The organism is Flavobacterium sp. Root186, assembly GCF_001428525.1.
Taxonomy (GTDB): domain Bacteria; phylum Bacteroidota; class Bacteroidia; order Flavobacteriales; family Flavobacteriaceae; genus Flavobacterium.
Genome location: NZ_LMHW01000014.1, coordinates 384,307 through 408,182, shown reverse-complemented (window position 1 = coordinate 408,182; position 23,876 = coordinate 384,307). Strand labels below are relative to the sequence as shown.

The 23,876-nt window shown below is 31.9% G+C and carries 21 protein-coding genes; 7 read left to right on the top strand and 14 right to left on the bottom strand.

The window, feature by feature from the left end; genetic code table 11:
- Nucleotides 1–104: 104 nt before the first annotated feature.
- The gene (gene dprA, locus ASD98_RS18695; protein ID WP_056207272.1) at nucleotides 105–1,205 is read right to left on the bottom strand and encodes a DNA-processing protein DprA; all 1,101 of its coding nucleotides are present in this window, start codon (nucleotides 1,203–1,205) and stop codon (nucleotides 105–107) included.
- A gap of 236 nt (nucleotides 1,206–1,441) precedes the next feature.
- On the opposite strand from dprA, the gene ASD98_RS18690 reads away from it, so the two are divergent.
- Both ASD98_RS18690 and ASD98_RS18685 read left to right on the top strand, forming a co-directional pair.
- The gene (locus tag ASD98_RS18690) at nucleotides 1,442–2,407 is read left to right on the top strand and encodes an SPOR domain-containing protein (protein WP_056207270.1); all 966 of its coding nucleotides are present in this window, start codon (nucleotides 1,442–1,444) and stop codon (nucleotides 2,405–2,407) included.
- Nucleotides 2,408–2,529: 122 nt separating this feature from the next.
- Nucleotides 2,530–3,000 (top strand): hypothetical protein, encoded by a 471-nt coding sequence (locus ASD98_RS18685; RefSeq protein WP_128414857.1) that lies wholly within the window; start codon nucleotides 2,530–2,532, stop codon nucleotides 2,998–3,000.
- A gap of 43 nt (nucleotides 3,001–3,043) precedes the next feature.
- Here ASD98_RS18685 and ASD98_RS18680 read toward each other — a convergent pair whose 3' ends face one another.
- From ASD98_RS18680 to ASD98_RS18645, 8 genes are all read right to left on the bottom strand, one after another.
- Nucleotides 3,044–3,802: a hypothetical protein gene (locus ASD98_RS18680; RefSeq protein ID WP_056207266.1), complete on the bottom strand. Its 759-nt coding sequence runs from the start codon at nucleotides 3,800–3,802 to the stop codon at nucleotides 3,044–3,046.
- 77 nt (nucleotides 3,803–3,879) lie between these two features.
- The gene (locus ASD98_RS18675) at nucleotides 3,880–6,159 is read right to left on the bottom strand and encodes a helix-turn-helix domain-containing protein (protein WP_056207263.1); all 2,280 of its coding nucleotides are present in this window, start codon (nucleotides 6,157–6,159) and stop codon (nucleotides 3,880–3,882) included.
- Nucleotides 6,160–6,270: 111 nt separating this feature from the next.
- The gene (locus ASD98_RS18670) at nucleotides 6,271–6,846 is read right to left on the bottom strand and encodes an OmpH family outer membrane protein (RefSeq protein ID WP_053474345.1); all 576 of its coding nucleotides are present in this window, start codon (nucleotides 6,844–6,846) and stop codon (nucleotides 6,271–6,273) included.
- A 670-nt stretch (nucleotides 6,847–7,516) separates the two neighbouring features.
- Nucleotides 7,517–8,365 carry a bifunctional 2-polyprenyl-6-hydroxyphenol methylase/3-demethylubiquinol 3-O-methyltransferase UbiG gene (locus tag ASD98_RS18665; protein WP_056207261.1) on the bottom strand — a complete coding sequence of 283 codons (849 nt, stop codon included), beginning with the start codon at nucleotides 8,363–8,365 and terminating at the stop codon, nucleotides 7,517–7,519.
- 97 nt (nucleotides 8,366–8,462) lie between these two features.
- Entirely contained in the window at nucleotides 8,463–8,927 is a 465-nt protein-coding gene (locus tag ASD98_RS18660) for a GNAT family N-acetyltransferase (RefSeq protein ID WP_056207259.1), read from the bottom strand.
- Nucleotides 8,928–9,210: 283 nt separating this feature from the next.
- The gene (gene mnmG, locus ASD98_RS18655; RefSeq protein WP_056207257.1) at nucleotides 9,211–11,082 is read right to left on the bottom strand and encodes a tRNA uridine-5-carboxymethylaminomethyl(34) synthesis enzyme MnmG; all 1,872 of its coding nucleotides are present in this window, start codon (nucleotides 11,080–11,082) and stop codon (nucleotides 9,211–9,213) included.
- A gap of 533 nt (nucleotides 11,083–11,615) precedes the next feature.
- Complete coding sequence (ybeY, locus tag ASD98_RS18650) at nucleotides 11,616–12,035, bottom strand: rRNA maturation RNase YbeY (protein WP_056207255.1); 420 nt, start codon at nucleotides 12,033–12,035, stop codon at nucleotides 11,616–11,618.
- Nucleotides 12,032–15,436: a DUF4175 family protein gene (locus ASD98_RS18645; RefSeq protein ID WP_056207252.1), complete on the bottom strand. Its 3,405-nt coding sequence runs from the start codon at nucleotides 15,434–15,436 to the stop codon at nucleotides 12,032–12,034. The genes ybeY and ASD98_RS18645 overlap by 4 nt, the downstream gene beginning before the upstream one ends.
- A gap of 166 nt (nucleotides 15,437–15,602) precedes the next feature.
- Here ASD98_RS18645 and gltX point away from each other — a divergent pair, with 166 nt between their 5' ends.
- The gene (gltX, locus tag ASD98_RS18640; RefSeq protein ID WP_056207250.1) at nucleotides 15,603–17,108 is read left to right on the top strand and encodes a glutamate--tRNA ligase; all 1,506 of its coding nucleotides are present in this window, start codon (nucleotides 15,603–15,605) and stop codon (nucleotides 17,106–17,108) included.
- A 133-nt stretch (nucleotides 17,109–17,241) separates the two neighbouring features.
- Nucleotides 17,242–18,225 (top strand): SPFH domain-containing protein, encoded by a 984-nt coding sequence (locus tag ASD98_RS18635; RefSeq protein WP_056207248.1) that lies wholly within the window; start codon nucleotides 17,242–17,244, stop codon nucleotides 18,223–18,225.
- A gap of 20 nt (nucleotides 18,226–18,245) precedes the next feature.
- Here ASD98_RS18635 and ASD98_RS18630 read toward each other — a convergent pair whose 3' ends face one another.
- From ASD98_RS18630 to ASD98_RS18610, 5 genes are all read right to left on the bottom strand, one after another.
- On the bottom strand, nucleotides 18,246–18,500 hold the full coding sequence (locus ASD98_RS18630) for a DUF6327 family protein (RefSeq protein ID WP_056207246.1): 255 nt from the start codon (nucleotides 18,498–18,500) through the stop codon (nucleotides 18,246–18,248).
- Between the two features lie 5 nt (nucleotides 18,501–18,505).
- Complete coding sequence (locus ASD98_RS18625; protein WP_056207244.1) at nucleotides 18,506–18,856, bottom strand: hypothetical protein; 351 nt, start codon at nucleotides 18,854–18,856, stop codon at nucleotides 18,506–18,508.
- Between the two features lie 75 nt (nucleotides 18,857–18,931).
- On the bottom strand, nucleotides 18,932–19,258 hold the full coding sequence (locus tag ASD98_RS18620) for a YtxH domain-containing protein (protein ID WP_056207241.1): 327 nt from the start codon (nucleotides 19,256–19,258) through the stop codon (nucleotides 18,932–18,934).
- Between the two features lie 81 nt (nucleotides 19,259–19,339).
- On the bottom strand, nucleotides 19,340–19,819 hold the full coding sequence (locus tag ASD98_RS18615) for a hypothetical protein (RefSeq protein ID WP_053474334.1): 480 nt from the start codon (nucleotides 19,817–19,819) through the stop codon (nucleotides 19,340–19,342).
- Between the two features lie 829 nt (nucleotides 19,820–20,648).
- Complete coding sequence (locus ASD98_RS18610) at nucleotides 20,649–22,766, bottom strand: glutamine--tRNA ligase/YqeY domain fusion protein (protein ID WP_056207239.1); 2,118 nt, start codon at nucleotides 22,764–22,766, stop codon at nucleotides 20,649–20,651.
- Nucleotides 22,767–22,907: 141 nt separating this feature from the next.
- Here ASD98_RS18610 and ASD98_RS18605 point away from each other — a divergent pair, with 141 nt between their 5' ends.
- The 3 genes from ASD98_RS18605 to folB are packed head-to-tail and all read left to right on the top strand — an operon-like array spanning nucleotide 22,908 to nucleotide 23,784.
- Nucleotides 22,908–23,123 (top strand): hypothetical protein, encoded by a 216-nt coding sequence (locus ASD98_RS18605; protein ID WP_056207237.1) that lies wholly within the window; start codon nucleotides 22,908–22,910, stop codon nucleotides 23,121–23,123.
- Nucleotides 23,114–23,371: a hypothetical protein gene (locus tag ASD98_RS18600; RefSeq protein WP_056207235.1), complete on the top strand. Its 258-nt coding sequence runs from the start codon at nucleotides 23,114–23,116 to the stop codon at nucleotides 23,369–23,371. Before ASD98_RS18605 ends, ASD98_RS18600 begins: the two co-directional genes overlap by 10 nt.
- A gap of 53 nt (nucleotides 23,372–23,424) precedes the next feature.
- The gene (gene folB / locus ASD98_RS18595) at nucleotides 23,425–23,784 is read left to right on the top strand and encodes a dihydroneopterin aldolase (protein ID WP_056207233.1); all 360 of its coding nucleotides are present in this window, start codon (nucleotides 23,425–23,427) and stop codon (nucleotides 23,782–23,784) included.
- Nucleotides 23,785–23,876: the final 92 nt, after the last annotated feature.

Sequence of the window (23,876 nt, the reverse complement as noted above, 5' to 3'; positions counted from 1 at the left end):
GTTTTATTATGTTTTCCCTAATTTATTTTGATAAAAATGTTAAATGGCTGAATATAATTTACAAGTAATGTTTGTTTTTTGAATTTCAAAATAAATAATACTTACTAAATCGCCTCAAATAATTTGCCCGGCAAAGGTCTTATAAATCCTTTAAGTTCCATGTTTAAAAGGATACCGGAAATTTTAAAAACTGGAAAATCACATTCGAGTGCAATAATATCAAGCAACTCTTTTCCGTTTTTTAAGAGAAAATCATAAATCTTTTGTTCATCAGGTTCCAGGTCAATAAACAACTGTTTTTGAATTACTTTGGGTTTCTTTTCAATATCCCAATTCAAAACATAAATTAAATCTGCTGCGCTGGTAAGAACATTTGCTTTTTGTGTTTTAATTAAATCATTACAACCCTGACTATATCGATCTGTTACTCTGCCCGGTACAGCAAAAACATCCCGATTATAATCATTGGCTAAATTGGCGGTGATAAGTGATCCTCCTTTATCTGCAGATTCAATGACAATTGTGGCCTCGCTGATTCCGGCAACAATACGATTTCGGCGAACAAAATTCTCTTTATCCGGATTTGAAGTACTCCAAAATTCGGTAATGAAACCTCCGTTTTCTTCCATTTTTGCCATGTACTTTTTATGCGTTCGGGGATAAACCTGATTTAGTCCATGAGCTAAAACACCTATAGTCTGTAATTTACAATCTATTGCAAATTGATGCGCCACTATGTCAACTCCATATGCAAAACCACTTATAATTACCGGATCAAGCGGTGCCACGTCTTCAATAAATTTTCGACAAAATTCGGTTCCGTAACACGTGATTTGCCGGGTGCCAACAATACTAATAACCTTTTTGTTTTTCAGGTTTATATTTCCACCAGTAAAAATTAAAACAGGTGAATCTATGCAATGTTTTAAGCGATCTGGATATGTTTCATCCTGAAAGAAAGCAACATTGATATTGTTTTTTTTAACAAATTCAAGTTCCTGATTTGCTTTTTCAAAAATAGTTTTGTCTTTTATGTTTTTCAGCAATGCTGAACCAATTCCGTCAATTGCAGCAATTTGATTAGTTTTCAATTTAAAAACTGCTTCTGCGTTACCGCAATGATTCAATAGCTTTTTTGCTATAATATCTCCAACTCCATCCACTTTCATTAAAGCTAATAAATAAAACAAATCCTGATCTGACATTTTGCAAAATATTATGTAAAATAGAAATAAAAACTGCACTCAAATAATCTGCAAATATGCTAAAAACAAAGTAAATTCTTAATAAAAAATAAATTTTATAGTATGGTTGAAATATTGATGCTGATAAAATTGATTTTAAAATACTGAAAATTAATTGTATATAAAAATCTTGCAATTGTTAATAAAAATTGTGAATAAAATTTTGATAACTATATTCATTACATAACTTTGTTGCTATGAAAATCGAAACTTATATCGCGCAATTATTATATCGTTATCAGTGTGTAACGGTTCCCGGATTTGGGGCATTTTTAACCGAAATACAATCGGCTCAGCTGAATGAAAGTACTAATTCGTTTTTTCCACCCAAGAAAACAGTCTTTTTCAACAGCCGTTTAAAAAATAACGACGGACTGCTCGCAAATCATGTTGCTCAAGCAGAAAATACATCTTACGGAACTGCTGTAAATGCTATTGCTTTTGAGGTACAAAACTGGAGACAGACCCTTGAAGAAAATGGCGTTATAAGCCTGAAAAATATTGGAGATCTTCGTCTTAATTCCGAAAATAATATCATTTTCTCACCAAATGATCAAATAAACTATTTATCAACTTCATTTGGATTAAGTCCGTTTGTTTCTCCAATGGTGAAAAGAGAAATTTTCGAAAAGAAAATCGAACAAATCGCAGAAAGAGAAACTGCTGCATTATATGAAGATGAAGAAGTAAGGCAGTCAAGATCTTATTTGAGATATGCTGCCATTTTTGTTCTTGGTTTAGGAGTTACCGGAAGCATAGGTTATCCTTTATACCAAAATCAAATTGCAGCACAAACACTTGTTGTAGAAGGTAATGTTCAGAAAAAAGTGCAAAACAAAATTCAGGAAGCAACATTCGTAATTCAAAATCCGCTGCCAGCCGTAACATTAGCCGTTGATTCTGCAAAAGTAGAAACTGCAGAAGTGAAAGTTATGCCTTATCATATCATGGCTGGTGCTTTTAGAAGCGAGGCAAATGCAAAGAAAGCTTATAATCAATTAATTAAAGATGGTTATAATGCCCGAATGCTTGGCGAAAACAAACATGGTTTATTTCCGGTTTTATACGGAAGTTATGCCACTATGGGAGAAGCTGAAAAAGCACAGAAAGAAATTCAAAAAGGCGAAAATCCGGATGCCTGGATTCTAGTCGAAAACTTATAAAATCCTCAAAATCCTATTCTTATCGAATAGGATTTTTTTTGTCTTATTCTGTCGTTTTAAAAAATTTAAACGGCAGTTTTTAATCTTTTCATCATTTAATTTCGTGCCCGATAAATTAAAAAATGATGAATAAGATATTTAAAACATTTGCAGTTGTGCTGTTTATAATGAACTCACAATACTTTATGGCGCAACAAACAATTCAGGGTCAAAAAGCTTATGAAATCGAATGGCAAAGAGCTGAAAACGATGCCAGAAAAACCTCTGTTGAAAATCATAAAAAACTTGACGATAAAATTTCTGAATTAAAAAAGCAGCAAAAGGATATTGAAAAGCAAATGAAAGAGGTGGAATCAAAGAAAAAAACATTGATTAAATCTGAAAATAATTTAAAATCGACAAAAGAAAAGATCAGTAAACTAGAGCTTGCCAATCAAAAAATTGAAAATAAAATAACAACATCTTCGATATCTGACGAAGAAATTCAAAAACAGAGGCTGAAAACTAAAGAAAACGAGGTTAGTGTTCAAAAACTCAAATTAACGCAAATAACGCAGCAAAAAGAGCTTGAAAAAGCCATTTCGTCTCTATAAGCAAAAACAAAAAGCCCGATTCAAAATGAATCGGGCTTTTTGTTTATCGTGAAACAATTTTGGCGTCCTGCGAAAGAATTTCTTTTCCACTTTGAGTAATAACCAGTTGTGCCGGCGGAGAACCTTTTTCTCCCAAAACAATGATATAACAAGTGTAGATATAATTGCCTTTTTTGAACTTAAAATTATGATTGCCACCACTACCATCGGCAAACCATTTTCCGTTATTGATAATTAAATCCGGTTTCTCACTCATTTTCTGTTTTACAGACCAAGAAGCATATCTGTAAGTATCATTTCCCATATCATCAATTCTAATCCTGAATTTAGACGTTTCTAAAACATACTCCGGATTTTTAAACTTTGCTATACTGGAATGAATGCCTTTTTTCTGGGATGAAATCAGTTTTGCTTTTAGATCTTTCTCCATTTTTGACTGATAATTAATTGACGTCAATTTTCCATCAGTATCCATCCAAATAGTTCCATTATTGAGCATAATTCCGCGCCAGCCCACTTCCGACCAATCTTTATCGGCTTTTGACGATGTTATTTCTTTCTTTAAATCAGCATCAAAAATCTCTGAATATCGCTTTATAAATTCCGTTTTATTTTTGATTGAAGGAATCGGATTTTCTCTTTTTAATGGATAAGAAATGATGTTTGCAATTGCTTCTTTCTTATCCCCTTTTACATTATCAATAAAGGCCTGAATGAATTTTTGATATTCTTTTTTTAGTTCCTGTCCGCTCATACTCTTGACAGAAAAAATAACTAATGTGATGTATATAAGCTTTTTCATGACTTTCTATTTTACATAATGTTTTTATAATAAATTCTAAAATTTAGAATTCTAACCACAAGTTACAAAATCTAAAATCAATTTATACTAGCTTTGAACATCTTAAGTTCATCCCAAGTAAATTCATCTCCGTATTTTTCCTTTAGAGGACTTAAAGATTCTTCTGCATAAAATTCAAATGCTTCACGAAGAGCAAGAATTTTATCGTACGGCAGCACATCCGTGATATCAACTTTCTTGGCCTGAATCAATTTTATTAAATGCGATTCGACCGTATGAACTGTCAGCTTTCTCATGCGGGCAATGTCTTCAACAGAGTTTTTTGCCAGCCAAAGTTCGTAAGTCTCTTCGACAGTTGTCTTTTTTTCTGCTTTTTCTGCCGTTTTATCCACTTTTTTAGAAGAATAACGAATAACAGGCTCGTCAACCTGAAACATGTCTGTATTCGTCATTTTATACTCTTCTTTCGTTCTCGAAATCTTTTCGGTTTTATAATTTTTTATTGCTGGAGAAGTCAGGCTTTCTTTGCTGATTGTTTCACGGGAAACCACAATTTCAACAAGCAGTTTCGCTTTCATCAAACGTAAAACAGCTTTTGTCTGCAAATCATCCAGAAAAACCAATTCTTCATAAAACTCTTTTACTTTTTTAAATTTCTGAATTTCAGCCATTTTACTCAAAAGATCCGTAACCAATCTATCCATTGGTTTAAAAAAGTAATCGTAAGCCGCCTCTACTCTTTCCTTCACAAATAACAAATCAACGGTTTCTTTATTGAAAATTTTATTAAGCTGCTGAACGAATTTTTGCGAAGGATCTGTAAGTCCATCAATAATTTCTAACCGTTTATGCGCCCACGCAGCATGTTTTGATTTTTCTGATGCCACGGCATTTTCGTTATAACTAAAACGGTGATTTCGCCATTCCTGCGCTAAATCTGCCCAGTTAAAACTGTTAATCAAATAGTTATGAATAAAATTTTTGGTTTCAAAGTGAAGCGAATTTTTCAAATCATCTTCCGTGGCTTTGTTTAAAGCGTAATCCATAACATCCTGATCGTTCGAAAGTCCGTTCATTTGTATTGGAGAAAGCAAAATAAGCCCATTTAAGGATGTTAAACGAGAAAGTGCGACATAGGCCTGCCCAGGCAGAAAAACTTGCGATACATCCAACGCAGCTTTTTCAAAAGTTAAGCCCTGACTTTTATGCACCGTAATGGCCCAAGCCAATTTGATTGGATAATGTGCAAATGTGCCTAAAACCTCTTCTTCTATCTCTTTTGTAAGTTCGTTTACTTTGTAGCGAATGTTTTTCCATTCATATTTTTCGACTTCAATTGTTTTGTTTTCTTCCGGAAAATGAACGAAGATTTCTTCTGGCGAAAGCGATTTGATAACGCCCATTTTTCCGTTGAAATATCTCTTATCAAAAGACAAATCGTTTTTGACAAACATAACCTGAGCACCAACTTTCAGCTTTAGGTTTTCTTCAACCGGAAAAATCTTTTCTGGAAAATCTCCCACTACAAATGGCTGATAGGCAAATTCATTTCCTGATAAATCATTGATAGCCTGTTCATTGATTGTATCTGCTTTAGCGTTATGCGTGGTTAAGGTTATAAAACCAGGGTTCATTTTTAAGTCAAAATCAGGTTTTACATATTGATTTAAAACCTGAACATCTTCTTTTGTAATTTGATTGTTTCGAAGATTATTTAAAACAGAAATAAAAGTGTCATCGCTCTGACGGTAAATCTTAGATAATTCAATATACAACGGTGGATTATGCTGCATTACATGAGAGTGGAAAAAGAATTTTCCTTTGTAGTAATTGCGCAGCGTGCGCCATTCTTCATCCCGAATTACGGGCGGAAGCTGCAATAAATCGCCAATAAAAAGTACCTGAACACCGCCAAAAGCTTTGGTATTTCTTCGAACTGTCTGCATCATAAAATCTATAGCGTCAAGTAAATCAGCGCGAAGCATACTGACTTCATCAATAATCAGCAGTTCCATATTGCGAATCACATTTCGCTTCACATTGTTCATTTTGAAATGTCTGCGAAGTGATTCTTTATTCTCAAATTTTACTGTTTCTGTAAACTGAGAACTCTCTTCATAAGTAGGTAAAAATGCCGAAAATGGCAGTTGAAACATCGAATGAATCGTTACACCGCCTGCATTTAGTGCCGCAATACCTGTTGGCGCCACTACTACTGTATTCTTGTGAGTTGTGGCGATGATTTCACGCAATAAAGTCGTTTTTCCTGTACCGGCTTTGCCTGTAAGGAATATTGATTTTTGTGTTTGATTTATGAATTGTAAGGTGTAAGCGGCGGCTTCGGAAACGTTTTGCATTAGGCAGGTATTAAACGTCAAAAATATCGCATTTTTATAAAAGAAAAAAACCTAAATCCGATCTGGATTTAGGTTTTTCATTTAATTTAATTTAGTTAGTTTGGCAGTTTATTATTTTTTAGCCTCTTCTTTTGCAGCTGGTTTATCTTCTGCTTTTGGAGATGCTTTGTACTTATCATTCAACTCTTTAATAATAACTTTAGTGATATCGTACTTGTCTTCAGCGTATAAAACTGTAGCCGCATCACCTGTCCCGTAGATATAAGAATATCCGTTTTTCTTTCCGTAATCTTTGATGAATTTTTTAACTCCGCTTACAAGAGAATCCATTTCAACACCACTTTCTTGCTGTAATTGCTGTGATAAAGCTTGTTGAGCATAACCCAATTGCTGTTCTCTTTTTTGCAATTCAGCCCCTCTTTGTTGCGCCCAAGCTTGACCATTTGCTTGTGCCTGACTTTGAAAATTAGCAGCGTCTTGTTTAAAACGAGTAATCTCAGCTTGCAGTTGTCTTCCTTTTTCTTCCGCCTGAGCTTTGTATTTAGCTTCAAGGTCTTTTGCCTCAGTGTACTCTTTCATCAAAACTGAAGTATCCACGTAAGCTGTTTTTACTTCTTTAGCTTCTGTCGCTTTATTACACGAAACAACCAAAATTGAAAGTGCGGTAATTACTAATGCTTTTTTCATTTTTTAAATTTCTAATTTTTTTATTGTATTGAAGACAAAAATATAAAAAAATAAATAGCATCAACATAAAGTTTAAAAAATGCTATAATTTTATGATATTGGTTTTATTTATGAATTAAAATACTACTATAAAATATCACTATTAAAAGCTGCTTTCATATCTTTTGTTATAGCTGTTTTCTCAAAAAAGGCGACACAAACCCTCAATTTGCCTCAGAAAATGTCTTAAATGTCCTTATTTTATGTTTTGATCCTTTTTTAGTCCATAATTTGCGTCTAAAACTTTTTTTGATTTTTCTGTTTTTAAATTTGATGAAAAATGGAGTGAAAAAAAGTTCATTTTAAAAATTTCTCTTTTGTTGAAAATTTGAAATGATTTTTTTTGAAGCTTTTTTAATTTTCATTTTCTTGAAACAAAAAACCGGAAGCAAAAATCTTGCAATTATATTTTTGATCAAATTCAAAATTTAAAATCGGAAAAAACAAGAAAAAATTCCAAAAATAGCAGCAATTTCAAGGTATTAGTTTTCTTTATGGATGAAAAAAAAGCTATAAAATATCACTATCAAAAGTGACTTTCATAGCTTTTATTAGAGCTATTTTCTCAGAAAAGACGACACAAACCCTCGTTTTACCAAAGAAAGCGCCTTAAATGCGTTTATTTTGCGTTTTAGCTGTTTTTTAGCACGTAAATGTGAGATGAATACTCTTTTGTACTCGACGCTTTTAAATTTGATTTTAAACCGATAAAAAATGCTTTGATAAAATTCATTTTTCCTGTTTTGTATTTTTCAGAAAGAAGACTCACATAAAAGGAATCAAATTTCATTGGAAGTACTTTTTCTAATTTCATGTCCACTTTTTCAAAAAGCGTTTTGATGGCTTTTTTTGAAAAATGCCAAAAATGAATTGGCACATCAAAAGCTGCCCAAAATTCTCCGTAATGTTTTGCGTCGAACGATTTGAAATTTGGAACCGCAACAATTAATGTTCCAGTTGGTTTTAATAATCGCTTCAATTCCTGAATTTGAAGTTCCAAATTTGGAACGTGTTCTAAAACGTGCCACATTGTAATTACATCAAAAGAATTATTTTCGAGTTCGCTGATTTCTTCAACAAATGAAATTCCTTTTTGCTTTGCAATATTTTTTGCCCGATCACTCGGTTCAACTCCAATTACATTCCAGCCGTCATTTTTTGCCGTTAATAAAAAATCTCCGGTTCCGGCACCAATGTCCAAAATTTTTCCTTTTTGAGATTGTTCCGCATTAATCAAATTGAGTTTGTTTTTTAAAGCAATATTTTTCACAAAGTGATATGCTTTTTCAAACAGCGAACGTTTGTTATCTGTGTGCGAAATATAATCTTCGCTTTCATAATATTTTCCAAGATTTTCTAAATCTGGTTGCGGAGATGTAATCAACATGTCTAAAGTTTCGTCGTGATACAGTTCGAAAATTTCCTTAGAAACAGAATGGTCTTTTACAGTAAGAAAATGTTTTTTGTTTAAAACGTCCATTTTTTAATTATCGGTATTTTGGTTTAATGTTATAGCAAAACCCTAAAAGCCAAATTTCACTTTTAGGGTTTAATATTTTAGTTTTTATATTTTTCTTTTAGCTTCTCCAATTTATTTTTACAGCCGACATTTTTTCATTTTCAATTCTTGTTTCTGTCAAAATTGTAAAACCATTTTTAATATAAAATGGCATTGGAGATTTATATATTTCATTATTTTGTTTTACTTCATTTTCCTGATCAATTACCCAACCATTTAAACTTTTGTTTTTCTTTTTAATTTCATTAATCAAAAGTGAACCGTTTCCTTTTCCCTGAATTTTACTATTCAGGATTATCGCAAACCAATCTTCACCTTCTCTTAAAAAAGCAAATGTCCATCCAATAATTTTATCAGAATCATCAAACAGTAAATAATGTTTTGTGTTTGAAAGTCCGTTTAAATACAAATCAAAATCTTCAGAAGTTTTCAAATGTAATCTGGCCGGATATTCATTGTTCCAAAGTTCTCTTAAAACTTCTTTTTCTTCATCTGATAAAACTTCTTTTTCAACGATCTTCATAAAATAAAAATTTTAGATTTCATCTTTTTTGTCATTCCCAGGAACGAGGAATCTTCGCAAGAAACTCCACAATCAAAAACCAATCTTTGTCGATCTTACAACGGAGATTCCTCGTTCCTCGGAATGACAAACTCATTGTATTCGTTTCACGTGGAACAAATATTATTTTTAGATTTCAAAATTTAGATCAAAACTTAAATACGTTTCACGTGGAACAATTTTATCTTTATTCACATTTTTATCGCAGAACACAACCTGAAACAAAGAAAACCTGAAACAAAACTTATCTTCCCATATAAATCAACAATACGGAAATATCACTTGGTGATACTCCGCTTATTCTTGATGCTTGAGAAATTGTAACAGGACGAATCTTGCTTAACTTTTGTTTTGCTTCAATCGACATTGATTTTATCTTTTGGTAATCGAAATTCTCCGGAATTTTTACTTCTTCTAAACGAGTTAGTTTATCGGCGTTGTTTCTTTCCTTTTCGATATAACCAGAATATTTGACCTGGATTTCGGCTTGTTCCAAAATTTCCTGATCAACATCATTTGCCTCTATGTATTCTTTTACTTTTTCAAATTTCATCATATCCTCCAAATCAATTTGCGGACGTGAGAATACTTTAAACATTTTATCCCCTTGCGTAATTGGAGCCGTTTCTTTTGCTTCTAAAATTGGATTTGTTTCTGCTACCGAAACACTTGTTTCTTTAAAAAAAGCTACCATCTTTTCAGACTCGTTTAATTTCTTTTCCATTCTACGCAAACGAGCTTCAGAAGCCAAACCAATTTCATGTGACATTGGTGTTAATCTAAAATCGGCATTATCTTGTCGCAACAATGTTCTATATTCTGCTCTTGACGTAAACATACGATAAGGTTCTTCTGTTCCTTTCGTAATTAAGTCATCGATCAAAACTCCAATATACGCTTCATCACGTTTTAAAATTAACGGCGCTTTTTCGTGCACTTTTAAATGCGCATTTATTCCGGCCATCAAACCTTGCGAAGCTGCTTCTTCATATCCTGTCGTTCCATTAATTTGTCCGGCAAAATACAATCCTTCAACTAACTTCGTTTCCAAAGTATGTTTCAATTGTGTCGGCGGGAAATAATCATATTCGATTGCATAACCCGGACGGAAGAATTTCACTTTTTCAAAACCGGCAACAGAACTCAAAGCTTTAAATTGAATATCCTCCGGAAGCGAAGTTGAAAATCCGTTGACGTAAACTTCACAAGTATTCCATCCTTCCGGTTCAACAAAAAGCTGGTGACGCTCTTTATCTGCAAAACGATTAATCTTATCTTCAATCGAAGGGCAATATCTCGGACCTAAACTTTTTATTCTTCCGTTGAACATTGGCGAACGATCAAAACCTTCTCTCAAGATATCATGAACTTCAAGCGAAGTGTATGTCATGTGACAAGATCTTTGATGCGTTAAAGGAACGGTTAAATCCGAATAAGAAAACTTATCCGGAACTGCATCACCTTTTTCTTCATTCATTTTAGAATAATCTAAAGAACGTCCATCAACTCGTGGCGGTGTTCCTGTTTTCATTCTTCCAGCTTCAAATCCTACTTTGATCAAATCTTCGGTAATTCCAGTTGCAGCACTTTCACCTGCTCTTCCTCCACCAAATTGTTTTTCTCCAATATGAATCAATCCGTTCAAAAAAGTTCCGTTTGTCAACACAACCGATTTGGATCGAATCTCAACTCCAAGCGAAGTTCTAATACCTTTTATTTTTCCGTTCTCGATAATCAGACCTTTTACCATCTCTTGGTAAAAATCTAAATTTGGAGTTCCCTCCAACATCATTCTCCATTCTTCTGCAAAACGCATTCGATCACTTTGAACTCTCGGCGACCACATTGCAGGTCCTTTTGATTTATTCAACATCTTAAACTGAATTGCAGTTCGATCTGAAACAATTCCGGAGTAACCTCCAAGCGCATCGATCTCACGAACAATTTGTCCTTTTGCAATTCCTCCCATTGCAGGATTGCAAGACATCTGGGCTATGTTCTGCAAACTCATTGTAACCAACAAAGTTTTGGATCCTAAATTTGCGGCCGCTGCCGCGGCTTCAGATCCTGCATGTCCAGCACCAACTACAATAACATCGTATTCTTCTAAAAACATTTTGTTTTATTATTCTCTGCAAACCGTTTAAGGCGGTTCTCAGAATTAACTTTATTTTTCTTTTGTTCCACGTGGAACGGCGGTAAAGGTTTCAGGTTTCAAGTTTAAGGTTTCAAGTTTCACTCTCTCATTTTACAAAAAGTTCCACGTGGAACATCTGTAAATTCTTTCTACAACTTCAAATCAAAACTTCAAATCAAAACTTCAAATCAAAACTTCAAATCAAAACTTCAAATCAAAAACTTCAAATCAAAAACTTCAAATCCAAATTAAAAACTTCAAATTAAAAACTTCAAATTAAAAACTTCAAATTAAAAACTTCAAATTAAAAACTTCAAATTAAAAACTTCAAATTAAAACTTCAAATTAAAACTTCACTTTCAAACGTTCCACATGGAACGTTGAAGTTTTCGTTATCAAAATGAAATAAGTTCCACGTGGAACATTCAGATTCTTTTATTATCAAAAACCAAACATGTTTCACGTGGAACAACTCGCTTATTTTATAAACTTGAAACATAAAACAAAACCCTCTACTGTTCCACGTGAAACATCGCAATCTTTTCGTCTTCTTTCGAACGCATTAATTCAGTGTCTTTATCTGATTTATCTTTGTATCCACAGTAATGTAATATACCATGAGCAAGAACACGTTTCAATTCTTCATCAAAAGAAACATTAAAATCTTTTGCGTTGTCCGCTACTCTTTCAACAGAAACAAAAATATCTCCGTTTAATTCATTACCAACTGTATAATCAAAACTTATAATATCAGTTAGTGTATCGTGGTTTAAATACTCTACATTTATTTTATGCAAGTATTCATCATCACAAAAAATATAATTTATTTCTCCTTCATTTTTCTTTTCAGAAACAATAACAGCACTTAACCAATCTGTAAAAGCTTGTTCGTTGTCTAAAGAAAATTCGGTTTCGTAATTAAAGTTTATCATTTTGTATTAAAATATTCTTGAACCTTTTGATTAAAATTCGAGCGCAAAGGTAGCGATTGTCTATTTAAAATTTCTACACTATTTAAATAATCAGTTAATGAGCTTGGTAACGCATTTGAACGATTAGAAAATTCAGCCTTGTTTGTTTCAGATTGACGCTTCGTATCTTGGCCTTGTTCCTGAACTGCATTGTTTAATTTTAATAATTCTTGCTGAATATTTAATATTCTCTGAAGGTTCTCATTCTTGAATCCTTTATTTAAAATCTGTTTTTCTGAAGCTTTCATTTGTTCGATTGCAGATCTGCCTTGAGCGTCTAATCCTTTTTTGGCTAACTCTTTTTGCAACGCTTCACGAAGTTTAACCTGCTCTTTGTAAATCTCCATTATCTTTTCAGCGTCACCTTCTCCATCTTCACCATCATTTCCCTCGTTGCCTTTTCCACCTTCTTTTCCACCTTGTCCATTTTTACCCTGACCATTCTTTCCGTCTTTTCCTTGGCCATCTTTTCCTTGTCCGCTTTCTTTACCCTGACCTTGCCCTTGTTTTCCTTCACCGCTTTTTCCTTGCTGACCACTTCCTGGTTTGTCTCCAGACTTCATTCCTTCTTTCATTTTATCAGCCAAGCCTTTTTGCTTTTGAATAATATCTGGAAGTTGCATTCCTTGTCCATCTCCTTGTTTTGGTTTTCCCATTCCCGGTTTAGACATTTGCATCTGCATATTATTTAAAAGATCACTTAAAAAATCGGCCAATTTATTTGCAGATGAAACGGCATATTGCTGATGTGAAACTCCTTTTGGGATTTGTACATCGGTCAAAACTTCAATCGCTTTATCCATATTATATTGTACGTTGCCAATTTCTTTGGTTACGTCTTCTGCAATTTTTGGATTTCTAAGAGACATTGCAAACAAACTATCATCGACATGACGGAACTGTTGTTTTAAATTTTGCTGAATTTTTATGTTCTTGGTGTATGCAGAAGAACCTAATTTCATCGATTTAAATTGTTTCATCACATCTTCCTGAGACAATGAAAATGCCAAAAGGTTATCCAGAATCTGACGAAGCATCGCAACGTCTTCTTCTAATTGTTCTTGTTCTCCACCTTCCATACTTGAACTCATTTGCTCAGCCATAGACTTCATTTTCTTAGAAGCACTTTTTTGTTTTGGCTTAGCCGAAGAAGTATTCTTTTTATTTAATTCTTCTGAAGCTTTGTTCAAATCATTCTCTACATCTTTTTCTTTTGAAGCATCTTTAGGGATATCCAAAGGAGATTTTAAACTATTGTTTTCATCTTTCAAATCTTTAAGATCTTCCTGGATTTTATCAAATGATTTATTGATATCGTCTTGTTTCTCTTTTGTGTTTTCAGCATCTTTATTAGAAAGCTGTTCTTGTTTTTCTGCTAACTTATTTAGCTTTTCTGCAACTTGCTCTGCTTTCTTTTCTACATAAAAACGTTTCGTTAATTCAACTAATTGTTCTAAATTACGAGATTGGTTTTTACTGATTTGTTTGAACTTTTCCATCTTATCAAACAACTCTTCGCTGTTTAATTTATCATTTAAGTTCTTTAGTTCATCCATCAATTTCTGATTCTTCTCTAAATCTTTCTCTGCATTATCTAAACGCTTTTGTAAATCTTCAGCCGTTTTATCTTTCTTATCTGTATTAAATTTATCTAAATTCTTGTTCATTTTTTCAGCAAACTGCTTCATCATTTCGTCTTGCTGCTTTTGACGTTTGATAAAATCATTAACTTTTTGCTGATCTTTAAACTCTAAATTATCTTTTTCTTTTCCGGTATTTTTTAGTTTATCCATTTCAGAAAATTGTTTTTCCTGATTCTTTAATGATTTCGATAAACTATTAATGTTGGCATTTTGCTGTTGCAATTCTGCATCATGAATTTCATCTGTAGTAGAAACACGATCTGAAAATGTAGAAGATTTTGTACTCTTAAATCCGTGCAATGCATCGTTATCAAAAACCTCAAAATAGTATTCATATGATACTCCTTCTTCAACTGCAAGATTACTTGGAAAGTTAAAAACGAACTGATCGAATACTGCTTGCTTTACAGGAATGGTTCCGCGTTTAGCAGTTTGTGGTTTGCCATGTTCGTAATAAACTACTTGTAATTTTGATAAACCATAGTCATCACCCAGTCTTCCTAAAACATAATTCTTATCTAATTTTAAACTATCCGGAGCTGGTAAAACAGTAATGGTTGGATGCTGATCTTTGATAACTGACAGCTGATAGTCTAATTTCTCGTAGTTTTTAACCTTATTATTCGAAGTAAGAATTTGATATTCTGTATTTTGATTAATATTTTTAGCTAATTTAAACTCGTTTTCGGCCTTATTAAACTTCAAAATTGAGTTTTCATCTTTCCAAACTACCTCTTGAGTTGACTGCGTTTTCATTTTCCAGGTTACAACTGTTCCTTCTGGTACGATTGCATTTCCTGTTCCCTGAATGGTTTCTGATTTCTTTTTTAGGTAAGATGGAAAATTCAAAACCATTTCGAAGTTGGCAATTGATGGAACTGTAATAACTTTTAATTCATATTCGTTTGATGAAACTGAATTTCCTTCAAAAGAAAACTGAATATCTGTTGTTGGTTTTTCAATCTTAAATTCAAACTTTCCGGTTTGCGAAGATTCCATAAAATAGCTTTCGTTACCAATATGGATCATCACATTTTCCGGTACAACGTTTCCTTCTGTTTCTACTTTTACAATAAAATCTTTGTTCTGTTCTGTTTGAAGTTTATCATTTAAAACCACAAATTTGAAAGGAGCCGGCGGTAAAAACGAAGCATTAAAATGTACTACTCTATTAAAACTCTGCGAAATTATATTACTGTTTCCAGAAACAAAAAAGACTGCAAAAAACAAAATAGGAATCAAAGCTAAAGGCAAATACTTTTTATTTGATTTATAATTGATGGCATTTCCAAACGGAATTGGCTGCAATGAATTTGCTTTTTGCTCGATCGAAGCCAGCATTAATTCTGAACTTACTGCTGAATTCTCGTTTGAAGAAAGCTGTAAAAAGTTCGTTAGTTTATCACTTACTTCTGTAAAATGATTTCCAATAATAGCCGAAGCCTGATTATAATCAATTCCTTTTTGAAGTTTGAACAGCTTGAAAATTGGAAATAAGATAAAACGAAATAATAGAAAAACTTCTACTGCAATAAATATCCAGAATAAAAGTGTTCTTCCTGCTGGTTTAAGCCAAAGAAAATACTCTATAAAAAGCGTAAACAAGAAATACAAAAGTCCAAATCCAATAAAAAGAAGTGCTCCTTTTATCAATTCATTCATATAATATTTCTTTATAAATCCTTCTAACTTCTGATATATTGCAGATGATGTTTTCAAAATAAAATCTCTTTTAATTATAACCTATAAAAGTAGTAATTATAACGATAAGTCTGAAAGTCAAAAGTCGAAAGTCAAAAGTTCTTTACGTAACCGAAAAAACCTTTCAGACTTTCGACTTTTGACTTTTGACTAATGTTGTATCTTTGCATCAAAATTTAAACAAATGTCAAAGCAAGTTCGCGTGCGTTTTGCACCAAGTCCGACTGGACCATTACATATTGGCGGAGTTCGTACTGCCCTATTTAATTATTTATTTGCCAAAAAAAATAACGGTGTTTTCTACTTAAGAATTGAAGATACAGATCAGACTCGTTTTGTTCCTGGTGCGGAAGCTTATATTATGGAAGCACTGGAATGGTTGGGAATTGCTCCTGAAGAAACCGTTGGTAAAAATGAAAAATTTGGTCCGTACAGACAAAGTGATCGCAAAGATTTATATCAATCATATGCAGATCAATTGATCAATTCGGGTTGGGCATATTATGCTTTTGATACTCCGGAAGCTCTTGATGCACATAGAAAACAACACGAAGCTGAAGGAAAAACATTTATTTACAACCATCATAATCGTGAAAAATTAGATACTTCGTTAGTAATTTCTGCCGAAGAAACTGCTAAAAGAATTGCAAATGGAGAGCATTATGTGATCCGTTTTAAAACTCCGGTTGATGAAACTTTACATTTGAAAGACATCATTCGTGGTGACGTAAAATTTGAAACCAATCTACTTGACGATAAAGTTTTATTCAAAAGTGATGGTATGCCAACTTATCATTTGGCCAACATTGTTGATGATCATTTAATGGAAACTTCACATGTAATTCGTGGAGAAGAATGGCTGCCATCGATGCCTATTCACGTTTTATTATACAGAGCTTTTGGTTGGGATGCTCCAGAGTTTGCACATTTACCTTTGATTTTAAAACCGGTTGGAAACGGAAAATTATCAAAAAGAGATGGCGACAAATTAGGATTTCCTGTGTTTCCACTTGAGTGGAAAACGGAAGAAGGGATTTCATCTGGTTACAGAGAGAAAGGATTTTTCCCGGAAGCGGTTGTGAACTTCCTTGCTCTTTTAGGTTGGAATGACGGAACAGAGAAAGAATTATATTCTTTAGAAGAATTAGTTAAAGCTTTTGACTTAAACCGAGTACATAAAGCGGGAGCAAAATTTGATCCTGAAAAGAACAAATGGTTCAATCATCAATATTTAATCAAACAAAATGATGCAGATTTAGCGAAGAGCTTCTCTCCTATTTTAGTTGAAAAAGGTGTTGATATTTCTAAATACGACGTTACAAGAATCGTTTCTTTGATTAAAGAAAGAGCACATTTCGTTTCTGAATTTTGGGATTTGACTGATTTCTTTTTCCAAGCTCCAACATCATATGATGAAAAAGCAAGTAAAAACTGGAAGGAAGAAACTCCAGCTTTAATGCAGGAATTGATTTCAACTCTGGAATATATTGATGGTTTTGATTCAGCAAATATCGAAGCAATCGTAAAAGATTGGTTAACTAAAAATGAAATTGGAATGGGAAAAGTTATGCAACCTTTCCGTCTAAGTTTGGTTGGAGCCTTGAAAGGTCCTCACCTATTTGACATTGTTGAAATCATTGGAAAAGAAGAAACTATTTCGAGAATTCAGAAAGCGATAAATACATTATAGGATATTTTTTTAAAAAATATTAAACGCTAAGAAACATCTATAAAATGTTCTTAGCGTTTTTTTAATGTTTAAAAAATTGAAATTGGAAGAATATTCGTAATTTACCCAATCATAAAAACTAAACTATATCACCATGAACACAGCATTAATTATCCTTTTAGTCTTCGGATTTTTCATTTTCATGTCTTCATTTTTTACTGTGAAACAACAATCGTCTGTTGTAATCGAAAGATTTGGTAAATTTTTAAGCGTTAGAAATTCAGGTTTACAACTTAAAATTCCTATTGTTGACAGAATTGCCGGACGTGTAAATCTTAAAATTCAACAGTTGGATGTTATCATTGAAACCAAAACGAAAGACAACGTTTTTATCAAAATGAAAGTTTCGGTTCAGTTTAAAGTTATTCAGGAAAAAGTATATGATGCTTTTTATAAACTAGAATATCCACACGATCAGATTACGGCTTATGTATTTGATGTGGTTCGTGCTGAAGTTCCAAAATTAAAATTGGATGATGTTTTTGAAAGAAAAGATGATATCGCCATTGCAGTAAAAAGAGAATTGAATGAAGCAATGACTACTTACGGTTATGATATTATTAATACTTTGGTAACCGATATTGATCCGGACATTCAGGTTAAAAATGCAATGAACAGAATCAACGCTGCCGATAGAGAAAAAACGGCTGCAGAATTTGAAGCGGAAAGTTCAAGAATCAGAATCGTTGCAAAAGCAAAAGCTGAAGCTGAAAGTAAACGTTTACAAGGTCAGGGTATTGCAGATCAGCGTCGTGAAATTGCAAGAGGTCTTGTAGAAAGTGTTGAAGTTTTAAACAATGTTGGAATTAATTCTCAGGAAGCTTCTGCCCTAATTGTCGTTACACAACATTATGATACTTTACAAGCAATTGGAGCGGATGCCAATTCTAATTTAATTTTGTTACCGAATTCTCCTCAAGCTGGAAGTGACATGTTGAATAACATGGTTGCTTCATTTTCAGCATCAAACCAGGTTGGTGAAATGATGAAAAAACACAATAAAAAAGTGGAAAAACCAAAACCAATTCAGCCACAATCTGGGTATGAAGATGACATTCAACCAGAAGTTCAATCATAATTTGAAAATAAAAAAGAGGCTTAACTGCCTCTTTTTTTATTTATAAACCAACCAATTACATAAGGTAAAATAGATTGCAAAATTTGCGGATACGAATTTTTAAAGTAATCTGTATAAGATGAAACGAATCCGTTTACAATATTTTGTGGTGTTATGTTTTCTTTAGTTCTCTGAAAACTCAAAACTAATTTTTGATAATTAATATCTTTTTCCAGTTTTAGAATTTCTAAATCTCTGTCGATTTCAGCATAAGAGGAGTATTTTTTCTTTTCCATAAATCTTAATCATTAAAAAATATTTCTGAAAACTTCTCTAAAATAGGACCTTCTACAATCTTATCTTTTATAAAGAAAAGTAAAATGGTAAATAAAAGATAGATCCCACCTACCGCTAAAAATCCCAAAGCATTGCTTCCGAATAAATCTCCAAAAGCATAAGCTGCTGCAAAAGATCCAAAAAGCAACACCATACTAAAACACAATAATATCAAAGTAAATTTGAAAATTAAAGTTGTGGATTTCATCGCTACTTTAAACCCCCAAAGTTTGTAGTAAGCTAAATGACTGTCTATGTAAATTTTAGTCTGATCCTGAATTTTTTCGGTATTTTCTTTTAACTCTTCAAAAGCCATAATAAGTTTTTTAAAATGAAAAAGCACAAAACTGTCTTATAAAAATAAGACAATTATGTGCTTCTTTAATAATTATTATTTTTGAAGTTTAGCGTTTTGTGCTTTTAAATCAGCCAATTTAGATTCTAAAAAAGTAATTACTTCTTCTGTTTTATGGCTTACATTTGAAAGTAAATCATTTAAAGTTCCATCAAGATTTTGTGTTGCACCTGTGAATTTTTCACGAAGCACTTCAGAACTTGCCTGAAAAGAATCCTGCAAATTGTGTTTTGCATCATCAATTCCTTCTTTAATTTTAGCTCTCGTTTTTGATCCTTTATCTGGAGCAAATAAAATTCCGATCGCTGCTCCTACTGCAGCCCCAGCTATAATTGCTGCAATTGTATTTGAATTATTTGACATGATATTTATATTTAAAGTGATTAATAAAGATACTTCTTTTTTAAAACGCTAAACTTTTTAATCTAAAATTTAACAATAAAATTAATACACGTAAGCAACTGCTTCATATTTTCCATCAGCTTTTTCAATAATACTTACAAAAGGATAACCATTTGAAGCTGACTTAGTTTTGATTCTCATGGCAGTCTGCTTTTGATTTGCAATTGGCGGTTCTCCTTTTGTCCTTGTCGAGACTCCGGTAAAACTAGCGGCCTGCTTCAGTCCTATTGTCTTTTCCTGAGGAAGAACAGTTACCATTTTGTAATCGTCTTTTGAATCAACTATTATTTTATCCGAAATTTTTTGAGTTTGTTTTGTCTGCTTATTTGTAATTGATGAAACAGCATATTTGCTAATTTTAATTTCTTCAGAACTTCCGTTCAATGAATAATAAATTAAACCATTTTCGTTTTTAATAAAATTGACATCAAGTTGTTCACCGTTGTGTTTTGTAATTTGATGAGTTTGAGAAATTGCAATATTTGCAAATAACATCATTAGCGTAAAATATAAAATTTTCATGATAATTGGATTTAAGTTTTTATAATTAAAATTTGTCAGATGGAATTATAAAACAATAATAACCTAAAACTAATGCTATGGAAATTTTATAATTATGAAGAAATTTGAAAAATACCTTTTACGCGAAATATTATCAAAACAACTTCATAATAAAATTAGAACATAAAATTTGTCGTTTCAAGAATTCAAATTAGAAATAATCTTAAAAACAAAAAGCATTGTCTTTTGTTTTCAAAAAATTCAACTTAGAATCTAATTGGAAATATCAATTTTATAAAATCATTTCTGACTTTTGGTATTGAGATAAAAATAGCAACTTTATAAACAATTGTATGTTAATAACCCGTTAAACTGACAAAAATAACGGTGAAACTTTAAATTAAAGCCATAAATAAACAATAATTCAAAAAACGAGTTATGTGTCGACTTAAATTAAATATTACCTTAAAATCAATTTATGAAGGTTGAAATTAATCTATAAAAACTATTATTTTTAATATATAAATAGATTTTATAAATAATAATTAAAATTAATAATATTAAAAATTTAATAAATTATTTTAATAAATAAAAATTGGTTCATTTTCCATTTTTATGAAGTGAAAAACCAAAAATTGACAAAAAAAGACGAAACTTAAAATAAAGAGTTTTAAAAAAGGATTTCAAAAAAAAGGATTCAAGAGATGGAGAAAATTAAAAATTGTCTTAAAATTAATTTATGAAAGTCACTTTTAATTTAAATTATTTATAAAAGTTTTAATTCTAATAGAAAATATAAATAATAAAAAAAGCGCTTATAAAAAGCGCTTACAATAGATTCTAATTATTTTTATTTTTTTACCATTTCAGATAAAATTTCAATTTCTCTCTCCGATGCATTTTTTGGAGGATTTGAATATAATTTTAAAATTTCATCATCAAACTGATTTTTAAAATTTTCATTTTCAATATCTCTTAAATTTAAAAGTGCTTTTGATCTAACATAAGTTGATTCACTCTTTAAAGACATTGAATATAATTTTTTAACATCTTCTTCTTCAAAATCAGTAGATTTCCAAGTTGAATATTTCAAAATAAACTGAGCAAACAATAACGAAGCTTTATTATTGTTGATGTTTTTCTTTAACGAATTCTGTAAAAGTGAGAAACTAGAAACATTTTTAATGTTCTCCCCTATTGCACTTTCAATTGCAATACGTTCCGGTTTAGTCTCAACTTTAAAATATTTATTAATTTCTTTTAAAGAATTATTGATGCTGTTTTCTTCTTTTTTACCTTTTTCTTCCCAGGCATCTTTTAGTCCAACAGTTTTGTTAAATACTAATTTTGAAGCAGTTGAGTCTTTATCAACAGTAAAATAACCTAAACGTTGAAACTGAAATTTGTCTTCATTTTGAGCTGTTGACAAACTTGGTTCAACATATCCGGTTACAATTTCTAATGAATTTGGATTTACAAAATCTAAGAAATTTTTGTCTTTATAACTGTCCGGAGCTTCATCTGTAAACAAACGATCATACAAACGAACTTCTGCTTCAAGAGCATGTTGAATTGAAACCCAATGCAATGTTCCAGAGACTTTTCTTTGGCTTGCTTCTGTCCCGCTTCCGCTTAAAGAATCAGTATCATACGTTACATGAATTTCTGTAATATTACCTTCAGCATCTTTTATAACAGATTCACCTTTAATAATATAAGCATTTTTAAGACGAACTTCTTTTCCTAAAGTCAAACGGAAAAATTTAGCCGGGGCTTCTTCTAAAAAATCTTCTCTTTCAATGTATAATTCACGAGAAAAAGGTACTTTTCTGAAACCGGCATTTTCATCTTCCTGATTATTTTCAGCTTCCAACCACTCTTCTTTTCCTTCAGGATAATTTATAATTACCAATTTTACCGGATCTAAAACGGCCATTACACGAGGTGCAATTTTGTTCAAATCTTCACGAATACAAAATTCCAAAACCGATACATTGATCAAATTATCACGTTTTGCAATACCAATGGTATTAGCAAAATTACGTAAAGATGCAGCTGTATAACCTCTTCTTCTTAACCCGGAAATAGTTGACATTCTAGGATCATCCCAACCGTTTACATGCTTTTCCTTAACTAATTGCTGTAATTTTCTTTTACTAACAACGGTATGTGATAAGTTACGTCTTGCAAATTCTCTTTGCTTAGGACGTAGTTTATTTTCATCTAAAATCTGATCTAAAAACCAATCATATAATTCACGGTGAGGCAAAAATTCAAGTGTACAAAATGAATGTGAAATCGCTTCTAAATAATCACTTTGGCCATGTGCCCAATCGTACATTGGATAAATTTTCCAATCATCTCCAGTTCTATGGTGATGCTTGTGTAAAATTCTGTACATGATAGGATCTCGCATTAACATGTTTGTTGATTTCATGTCAATTTTTGCACGAAGTATATGTGTGCCAGCCTCAAATTCACCATTTTTCATTCTTTCGAATAAATCTAAATTTTCTTCAACAGAACGATTTCTATACGGACTATCGGTTCCAGTTGTAGAAGGAGTTCCTTTTTGAATGGCCATATCTTCAGAAGACTGACTATCAACATAGGCTTTATCTTTTTTAATTAATAAAACTGCCCAATCATACAATTGTTGAAAATAATCTGATGCATAACGCTCTTCGGCCCATTTGTAACCCAGCCATTCTACATCTTTTTTAATCGCATCAACAAATTCCTGCTCTTCTTTTTCTGGGTTTGTATCATCAAAACGTAAATTTACAGGTGACTGATAATCAATACCTAAACCAAAATTTAATGCAATAGAACTTGCATGTCCAATGTGTAAATAGCCATTTGGTTCTGGTGGAAAACGAAAATGAAGTTTAGTTTGCGAAAGACCTGATTTTAAATCTTCCTCTATGATTTGTTCAATAAAATTGAGTGTTTTCTCTTCTGATGCCATTATTTTATAGTAATTTTAGCAAAGATAAAAAAAAGGTTTCAGGTTTCAGGTTTAAAGTTATTTAAGTGGCGCATAACCTGAAACTTTAAACGTGAAACCTGAAACAAATTATTTAGTATTTTTGTATAAATATTGAGAATTATGAGACAATTAACTGTTACAATTCCAGACGATTTTTACGAAACTTTTATTAGTTTTTTTAAGCATGTTCCTGATGTTTCTATTGATGAAAACACCACAAATAAAATTCCATTATGGCAGCAAGAAATAGTTTTAGAAAGGATAAAGAATGCTAAGCCAGAAGATTATATAAGTTGGGAGGATTTTGAAAAAGAGATGGATAAAAAATGGCTCTAGAAAATTTTAAGCTTCAAATACTTTCACGAGCTAAACTTGAAGTTGATGAAGCAGCATATTATTACGAAAATAAAAGTAAAGGATTAGGAAAATTATTCTATTTAGAATTTAAAAGTTATAGCAATACACTAAAAAGTATTCCTTTTTTTGAAGAGAAATACAATATCGTTCGAACTTTACCTTTGAGAAAATTCCCTTACATTATTCATTTTACAGTTGATGAAGATAATAAATTAGTTTCTATTTAAGCTGTAACTTCTAATTATCAAGATCCAAATACTACAAGAATAAAATTATAAAAATGGGAATTATAAAACTTAAAAATATCCGTACTTTTTCTTACCACGGATGTTTAATTGAAGAAGGAAAAATAGGATCTGATTATACTGTAGATCTAAAAGTGAAAACTAATCTTCAAAAATCAGCCGATACAGATCATCTTTTAGATACTGTTGATTATGTTCATTTGAATAAAATTGTTGCCGAAGAAATGGCAATTCGTTCGCATTTATTAGAACATGTGGCTAAAAGAATCAACAATCGTGTACTTGCAGAGATAGAAACTGTAGAAAAAACAACAGTTTGGGTTTCTAAAATAAATCCTCCTATTGGCGGTGATGTTGAATCAGTTACCATAAAAATGACGGAAATTAGAAAGTAATTATTTTATCTAAAATCGTATTTTTTCAAAATAGTTCATATGAAACTTTTGAATTTTAAAGATTTTAGTTACTTTTGCCATCCGTTCAAGCA

Coding starts and splice junctions, on each gene's coding strand:
- dprA (WP_056207272.1), bottom strand. CDS start 1,205: ATGTCAGATCAGGATTTGTTTTATTTATTAGCTTTAATGAAAGTGGAT.
- ASD98_RS18690 (WP_056207270.1), top strand. CDS start 1,442: ATGAAAATCGAAACTTATATCGCGCAATTATTATATCGTTATCAGTGT.
- ASD98_RS18685 (WP_128414857.1), top strand. CDS start 2,530: ATGATGAATAAGATATTTAAAACATTTGCAGTTGTGCTGTTTATAATG.
- ASD98_RS18680 (WP_056207266.1), bottom strand. CDS start 3,802: ATGAAAAAGCTTATATACATCACATTAGTTATTTTTTCTGTCAAGAGT.
- ASD98_RS18675 (WP_056207263.1), bottom strand. CDS start 6,159: ATGCAAAACGTTTCCGAAGCCGCCGCTTACACCTTACAATTCATAAAT.
- ASD98_RS18670 (WP_053474345.1), bottom strand. CDS start 6,846: ATGAAAAAAGCATTAGTAATTACCGCACTTTCAATTTTGGTTGTTTCG.
- ASD98_RS18665 (WP_056207261.1), bottom strand. CDS start 8,365: ATGGACGTTTTAAACAAAAAACATTTTCTTACTGTAAAAGACCATTCT.
- ASD98_RS18660 (WP_056207259.1), bottom strand. CDS start 8,927: ATGAAGATCGTTGAAAAAGAAGTTTTATCAGATGAAGAAAAAGAAGTT.
- mnmG (WP_056207257.1), bottom strand. CDS start 11,082: ATGTTTTTAGAAGAATACGATGTTATTGTAGTTGGTGCTGGACATGCA.
- ybeY (WP_056207255.1), bottom strand. CDS start 12,035: ATGATAAACTTTAATTACGAAACCGAATTTTCTTTAGACAACGAACAA.
- gltX (WP_056207250.1), top strand. CDS start 15,603: ATGTCAAAGCAAGTTCGCGTGCGTTTTGCACCAAGTCCGACTGGACCA.
- ASD98_RS18635 (WP_056207248.1), top strand. CDS start 17,242: ATGAACACAGCATTAATTATCCTTTTAGTCTTCGGATTTTTCATTTTC.
- ASD98_RS18630 (WP_056207246.1), bottom strand. CDS start 18,500: ATGGAAAAGAAAAAATACTCCTCTTATGCTGAAATCGACAGAGATTTA.
- ASD98_RS18625 (WP_056207244.1), bottom strand. CDS start 18,856: ATGGCTTTTGAAGAGTTAAAAGAAAATACCGAAAAAATTCAGGATCAG.
- ASD98_RS18620 (WP_056207241.1), bottom strand. CDS start 19,258: ATGTCAAATAATTCAAATACAATTGCAGCAATTATAGCTGGGGCTGCA.
- ASD98_RS18615 (WP_053474334.1), bottom strand. CDS start 19,819: ATGAAAATTTTATATTTTACGCTAATGATGTTATTTGCAAATATTGCA.
- ASD98_RS18610 (WP_056207239.1), bottom strand. CDS start 22,766: ATGGCATCAGAAGAGAAAACACTCAATTTTATTGAACAAATCATAGAG.
- ASD98_RS18605 (WP_056207237.1), top strand. CDS start 22,908: ATGAGACAATTAACTGTTACAATTCCAGACGATTTTTACGAAACTTTT.
- ASD98_RS18600 (WP_056207235.1), top strand. CDS start 23,114: ATGGCTCTAGAAAATTTTAAGCTTCAAATACTTTCACGAGCTAAACTT.
- folB (WP_056207233.1), top strand. CDS start 23,425: ATGGGAATTATAAAACTTAAAAATATCCGTACTTTTTCTTACCACGGA.